Origin of the sequence: Xenorhabdus sp. NBAII XenSa04, assembly GCF_963866145.1 — a bacterium.
Taxonomy (GTDB): Bacteria; Pseudomonadota; Gammaproteobacteria; order Enterobacterales; family Enterobacteriaceae; genus Xenorhabdus; species Xenorhabdus indica.
The window spans coordinates 1-7,821 of sequence record NZ_CAWMEB010000424.1; the positions used below are offsets into that span (position 1 = coordinate 1).

Below are 7,821 nucleotides of genomic sequence, written 5' to 3' on the forward strand. Positions count from 1 at the left end.
CTGTAACAACTTTTGTGCCAGCCTCCGCAGACAATACGTTTGCAGACAATGTGTCGGCTCAATTGCAGGCCCACACCGATCCGCGTCAACGTCAGATCGATCTGACTCAGGCGCCATTATGTGCTGCCGAGATTGCTCATGATTCAGCCAACAATGAATGGCTGCTGGCCCTGAGTTTACATCATCTGGTTTGTGACCATATGACATTAGGGCTTATCATTGCCGAAATTATCCAGTTATTACAGGAGCAGGCAGAAACCCTGCCGATCCCTCTGCCTTATCGTAACTTTATTGCTCAAGTCCTGAGCGTGCCAGCCTCAGTACACGAGAGTTATTTCCGCACGCGACTCGCTGATTTTGATGTCCCAACTGCACCCTTTGGTCTGCTTAATATACAGGGGGATGGTGAAGATGTTACCGAAGCCCGTTTACTGCTGGATACCACTCTGACACAGGCGATACGTACTCAGGCTCGCCGTCTGGGTATCAACCCCGGTGTACTGTTCCATGTTGCCTGGGCTCAGATGTTGGCCCAAACCAGCGGCTGCGATGATGTGGTCTTTGGTACTGTGCTACTCGGTCGTCTGCAAGGCTCGGCCGGAGCCGATCAGGTGATGGGCATGTTTATCAATACGCTGCCAGTGCGGATCACGCTTGCTGACTGTAGTGTACTGGAAGCCGTGCAAGCTACTTATAACGATCTGATGGCACTACTGGAGCATGAACAGGCCCCCCTGACACTGGCGCAACGCTGTAGTGGCGTAAATCCGCCGCTGCCGCTATTCAGCGCCCTGCTCAACTACCGCCATAGCCAGCCAGGTACGGTTGATAAGGTCTGGGATGGTATGCGCATATTGAACGAAAAAATACGTACCAACTATCCGTTAACCCTATCGGTAGATGATTTAGGGGAAGACTTTAGTTTGCTCGCCCAGACCGTTGCGGGTGTTGATCCTTTACGGTTGGTCAACTATTTGATCACTGCTATTAGCGGACTGGTGGATGCGTTGGCAACTGAACCCCAGCGGCCGATATTGAGCCTGCCAATATTGCCTGCCACAGAACGTCAACAGTTATTGGTAGATTTCAATGCGACACAAACAGACTTCCCGCAGGAGGTACTTATCCATGAACTGTTTGAGCAACAGGTTAATCGTACTCCTGATGCTACGGCTGTGGTGTTTGAAGGGCTGTCGCTTACCTACAATGAACTGAACTGTCGTGCCAATCGTCTGGCACATTATTTGCTTGCTTTGGGGATCCAACCTGATGATCGGGTCGCCATTTGTGTTGAACGTAGTCTGGAGATGGTCGTAGGGTTGTTGGCTATTCTTAAAGCGGGTGGTGCTTATGTTCCACTCGATCCGGCTTATCCGACCGAACGACTGGCCTATATGCTCGATGATGTGGCACCGGTTGCTCTGCTCACCCAATCCGCACTCGTTGAAATACTTGACAGCAATCTGCCTACTGTGGTGCTTGATGCTCAAGGACTATCTGTTTCCCAGGAATCAACTGCCTTTGATAAAGAATCAGAAGAAAACCTTAATGTTCAGACACTGGGGCTAACCTCACGCCATTTAGCCTATGTGATTTATACTTCTGGTTCCACGGGACAACCCAAAGGCGTGATGGTTGAGCACCGTAGCTTATGTAATCTGATTGATTCTCAGACAAGAACTCTCGACATTACTGCCAATAGCCGTCTATTGCAGCTTGCTTCTTTCAGCTTCGATGTTTGTATGCAGGAATGCTGTATGGCACTCCTGACAGGTGCTTGTCTCTATCTCGCCCCGCGTACTCACCTCTTACCGGGTGCTGAACTGTTCCATACCCTGAAGGAAAATGCCATTACCCACATGCTGTTGACGCCGACAGCATTGGCTGCATTGGATTCAGTGCCGACAACACTACGAACTTTGGTTGTAGGCGGTGAGGTTTGTTCACCAGCGCTGATCAAGCGGTTGGCAACAGGACGACGGATGTTCAATGCCTATGGTCCAACGGAGAGTACGGTCTGTGCAACGCTTTATCTGTGCAATGCCCAAGATGAGAAAGTGCCGCCTATCGGCCAACCTATTGCTAATACTCAAATTTATATTCTGGATACGCAAGGCCAGCCAGTCCCTCTCGGTGTGGCTGGGGAGATCCATATCGGCGGTGTTGGCGTGGCTCGTGGTTATCTCAACCGCCCTGAACTCACAGCGGAGCGCTTTATTCCTGACCCCTTCTCAACAGTACCAAATGCCCGCCTTTATAAAACCGGTGATCTCGGTCGCTGGTTACCGGACGGTAATATCGAATACCTCGATCGCAACGATTTTCAGGTTAAGCTGCGCGGTTTCCGTATCGAACTGGGGGAAATTGAAGCGCGTCTGGTTCAGTGCCCAGAAATAGATGAGGCCGTTGTTATCGCCCGCGAGGATACCCCCGGCGACAAACGTCTGGTAGCCTACCTTCGGACTCAGCCTGATATTAAACTGGTGCCGGCTGACTTGCGTCAGGAATTGGCACAACATCTGGCAGATTATATGCTGCCCAGTGCTTTTGTGATGTTGGAAACGTTCCCGCTGACCCCTAACGGCAAACTTGACCGTCAGGCATTACCGGTTCCTGATCAGTCAGCGGTAGTCACACGTGGCTATGAAGCCCCCGTTGGTGAGCTGGAAACCACGCTGGTGCAGATCTGGCAAGATCTGCTGGGGCTGGAGCGTATTGGTCGTTATGACCACTTCTTCGAACTTGGTGGTCATTCATTGATGGCTGTCAGTCTGATTGAACAGTTACGCAGTGCGGGTTGGTTGCTTGATGTGCGCAGTGTCTTTTCAGCACCGGTACTCTCCGATATGGCTAAAACTATTCGGGCTACTCAGGATGAATCAACCTTTATTGTGCCACCTAACCGGATTCCTGAAAGCTGTACTGCTATTACCCCCGATATGCTGCCACTGGTAACCTTGTCTCAGTCGGAAATAGATCTTGTTGTTGAGACCGTGGTTGGCGGTGCCGCCAATGTGCAGGATATCTATCCACTTGCACCGTTACAGGAAGGCATTCTGTTCCACCATCGGATGCAGGAACAAGGTGATACATACCTGTTATGCAGTTTGATGGCTTTCGATACGCGTGAACGTCTCGACGCTTTCCTTAACGCTCTGCAACAAGTTATTGATCGCCATGATATCTTGCGCACTGCCGCTTACTGGCAAGGACTGTCCCAACCTGTTCAGGTAGTCTGGAAGCAAGCGACACTATCAGTAACTCCCTTTGTGCCAGCCTCAGAGGACAATGTATTGGCACAATTGCAGGCCTACACTAATCCACGTCAACGCCGGCTTGATCTTAGTTTGGCACCACTGTTTGCCGCAGACATTGCTTATGATCCGGCCAGCCACGAGTGGTTGTTAGCGCTGAGTTTTCACCATCTGATTGGCGATCACATGACGTTGGCGCTTATCGTTGATGAAATTCAGTTGTTATTACAGGGCCGCACTGAAGCGCTCCCCAATTCACTGCCGTACCGTAACTTCATCGCCCAAACTCTAAGCGTCCCAGCCTCGGTGCATGAGGATTATTTCCGCGCTCAGCTTGCTGATGTTGATGCGCCAACGGCTCCCTTCGGGTTGCTCAATATACAGGATGATGGAGAGGATATTGCCGAAGCCAGCTTACCTCTGAGTCCCACGTTAGCACAGGCGATCCGTAGCCAGGCCCACCGTCTGGGTATCAGTCCTGGGGTACTGTTCCATGTCGCCTGGGCTCAGGTACTGGCACAAACCAGCGGTCGTGACGATGTGGTTTTCGGTTCCGTGTTACTGGGCCGTCTACAAGGTTCTGTCGGTGCCGATCGGGTCATGGGGATGTTTATCAATACACTGCCGTTAAGAATATCTCTTGCCAATCGTAGTGTGCTGGAAGTGGTGCAGGATACCTACCATGATCTAATAACACTGCTGGAACATGAGCAAGCACCTCTGACGCTGGCGCAGCGCTGTAGTAATGTGGCACCACCAATGCCGCTGTTTAGTGCACTGCTCAATTACCGTCATAGTCAAACAAGTACAACTGATACAATCTGGAACGGTATCCGCGTGCTGACTACCGAAGATCGTACCAACTATCCACTGAGTCTCTCCGTGGATGATCTGGGTGAAGGTTTCAATCTGACAGTTCAGGCCATCGCAGGAATTGATCCCACCCGAGTATCCGCCTATCTGATGACAGCTATTGATGGACTGGTGAATTCTCTGGCAACAGATCCCCAGCGCTCTGTTCTGAGCCTGCCTATCCTGCCTGCACAAGAACGTCAGCAGTTACTGGTGGATTTCACTGACACCGAGACTGATTTCCCACGGAATATTTTGATCCATGAACTATTTGAACAGCAGGCTGAGCTTACCCCTGATGCCACTGCTGTGGTGTTTGAAGGGCTATCGCTGAGTTACTGTGAACTGAATCATCGCGCCAATCGTCTGGCTCATTACTTGCTGACACTGGGAGTTCAGCCCGACGATCGGGTGGCTATCTGTGTTGAACGTAGTCTGGAGATGGTCGTGGGGCTGCTGGCTATTCTTAAAGCGGGTGGTGCTTATGTGCCACTTGATCCAGCCTATCCGGCCGAACGACTGGCCTATATGCTTGAAGATGCTGAACCTGTAGCCCTTCTCACCCAGTCAGCGCTGAGTCAGACTCTGAACAGTAGCCTGCCTACTGTGCTTCTCGATACTTCCGTTTTCAGTATCTACGCAGAGAATAATCCCGATGCTCAAACACTGGGGGTAACGCCACACCATTTGGCGTATATCATCTACACATCTGGCTCCACCGGCCAGCCTAAAGGAGTGATGGTCGAACACAGAAATATTGTTGCCTCTACCTATGCCCGACACTTGACGTATCAACATCTTGAACGGCTTTTGCTTTTGTCTTCAATCGCATTTGACAGTTCCCTTGCCAGCATCTTCAGTACGCTTACTCGCGGAGGATGTTTGTGCCTGCCAGAACAAATGAATGCCGTTGATCCTGCAACTATTTTGCAGGCTCTACGCCGAAATGACATCAGTTGCTTATTATGTGTGCCTTCCTTGGCGCTGAACCTGTTGCAACTTGCGACTAAAGATGATATGGCCTCTCTCCAGACTCTCATTGTCGCTGGTGAACGCTGCTTACCTGAACTTCATGCTCGAATTGAACAATTAGAGTTACCTATTGCGCTCTATAACGAATATGGCCCGACAGAAACGACAGTATGGGCGTCTGTTTATCAGGTTATTTCTCATAGTCAGTTTAATGTTCCCATTGGCCATCCTATCGCCAATGCTCGGATCTATATTCTGGACACGCAAGGACAACCTGTACCGATTGGCGTAGCGGGGGAAATTTATATCGGCGGTGCGGGTGTAGCCCGTGGTTATCTGAATCGTCCGGAATTCACGAAAGACCGCTTTATTCCTGATCCGTTTTCATCAGTCTCTGGCTCTCGAATGTATAAAACCGGTGATCTCGGCCGCTGGCTGCCCGATGGCAACATCGAATATCTAGGCCGTAACGATTTTCAGGTCAAACTGCGCGGTTTCCGTATTGAACTGGGTGAGATCGAGGCGCGTCTTACACAATGTTTGGGTGTACGGGAAGCTGTTGTTATCCTCCGCGAGGATATCCCTGGTGACAAACGTCTGGTCGCTTATCTCCGGCCTCAGCCCAATTTTGAACTTGTACCGACTGACTTGCGTCAGCAGCTTGCACAACATCTGGCCGAATATATGCTTCCTAGCGCTTTTGTCACGTTAGAAACCTTTCCACTTACGCCTAACGGAAAACTTGACCGACAAGCATTCCCCGTTCCTGATCAACTAGCTATGGCAACGCGTGTCTATGAAGCGCCAGTGGGTACGATGGAAACCATATTGGCACAGATCTGGCACGATCTGTTGGGCTTGGAACGCGTCAGCCGTCATGATCACTTTTTTGAACTCGGTGGTCATTCATTAATGGCCGTCAGCTTGATTGAAAGATTGCGTAGCGCTGGCTGGTTGCTTGATGTTCGCAGTGTATTCTCCACACCTGTGCTCGCTGAGATGGCTCAGATGATACAAATGCATCAGGGTAAATCTGCCTTTAACGTACCACCTAATCTCATTAGCGAAGATTGCACCGCCATTACCCCAGAGCTGCTACCGCTGGTGACACTTTCTCAGGCAGAAATCGATATTATTGTCAACAACGTTCCCGGCGGGGCTGCTAATGTACAAGATATCTATCCGCTTGCCCCATTGCAGGAAGGGATTCTGTTCCATCACCAATTGCAGGAGCAAGGGGACACCTACTTATTACGTAGTATGGTAGCCTTCGATACCCGCGAGCGTCTTGATGCTTTCCTTAATGCTTTACAAAAAGTGATTGATCGCCACGATATCTTGCGTACCGCCGTCTGTTGGCAGGGACTAACACAGCCTGTTCAGGTCGTTTGGCGTCATGCACCGTTGCCAGTAAACACCTTTGTTCCTATTTCAGAGGACAATGTTCCGGCCCAGTTACATACTTATACAGATCCACGGCAGCGTCGTCTCAACCTGAATCGGGCACCGCTGTTCGCCGCTGATATCGCCCATGATCCAATTAGCTATGAATGGTTACTGGCACTGAGTTTCCATCATTTGGTCAGTGATCATATGACACTGGAACTTATCGTTTCCGAAATCACCTTGTTGTTGCAGGGACAAGCAAAAGCTCTGCCTGTAGCATTGCCGTACCGCGATTTTATCGCCCAAACTTTGAGCGTGCCGGAGTCAGTACATGAAGACTATTTCCGTACCCGTCTCGCCGATATTGATGCACCAACAGCGCCTTTTGGTCAGCTTGACGTACAGGGGGATGGTGAAGGTGTGACTGAAGCCTATTTGAAGCTGAATATCACGCTGGCACAGGCGATCCGCAGTCAGGCACGCCGCTTGGGCATGAGCCCAGGTGTGCTGTTCCATGTCGCTTGGGCGCAAGTGCTGGCGCAGACCAGCGGTCGTGATGATGTCGTCTTCGGTTCTGTACTGCTCGGTCGTCTGCAAGGCTATTCCGGTGCTGATCAGGTGATGGGGATGTTTATCAATACCTTGCCAGTCCGGGTATCTCTTGCTGATCGCAGCGTACTGGAAGTGGTACAAGCCACCTATCATGACTTGACGACACTGCTTGAACATGAGCAGGCACCACTGGCACTGGCACAGCGTTGTAGTGGCGTGACACCTCCGATGCCATTGTTCAGCACTCTACTTAATTATCGTCATAGCCACTCAGGCGCGGCAGATGATCAAGTCTGGAGTGGCATGCGCATGCTGGCAGCAGAAGAACGCACAAACTATCCATTGACCCTTTCGGTAGATGACTTAGGAGAAGACTTCAGTCTGGTAACCCAAAGTGTCTCGGGAATCGACCCTACGCGTCTGGCGAATTACCTGATCACAGCCGTCAGTGGTCTGGTTGAAGCTCTAGCTAATGAACCCCAGCGATTTGTATTGAGTCTGCCGATCCTACCTGCCGCCGAACGCCAGCAGGTACTGGTCGATTTCAACGCCCCACAGGCCGACTTCCCACAAGAAGCCTTGATCCATGAATTGTTCGAGCAACAGGCTGACCTGACCCCTGATGCCATCGCCGTGGTATTTGAAGGGCAATCCCTCCGCTACGATGAACTGAACCGCCGCGCCAATCAGTTAGCCCATCATTTGATTACGCTGGGCGTCCAGCCTGATGATCGCGTTGCTATCTGTGTTGAACGCAGTCTGGATATGGTCGTCGGCCTGTTGGGTATCCTCAAAGCCGGCGCGG

General features: G+C 51.0%; 1 protein-coding gene. It reads left to right on the forward strand.

What is annotated here, in order from left to right; genetic code table 11:
- Positions 1–7,821, forward strand: a 7,821-nt coding sequence (locus AAC147_RS17635) for a non-ribosomal peptide synthetase (RefSeq protein WP_156115383.1), incomplete at both ends; no start/stop codon positions are given.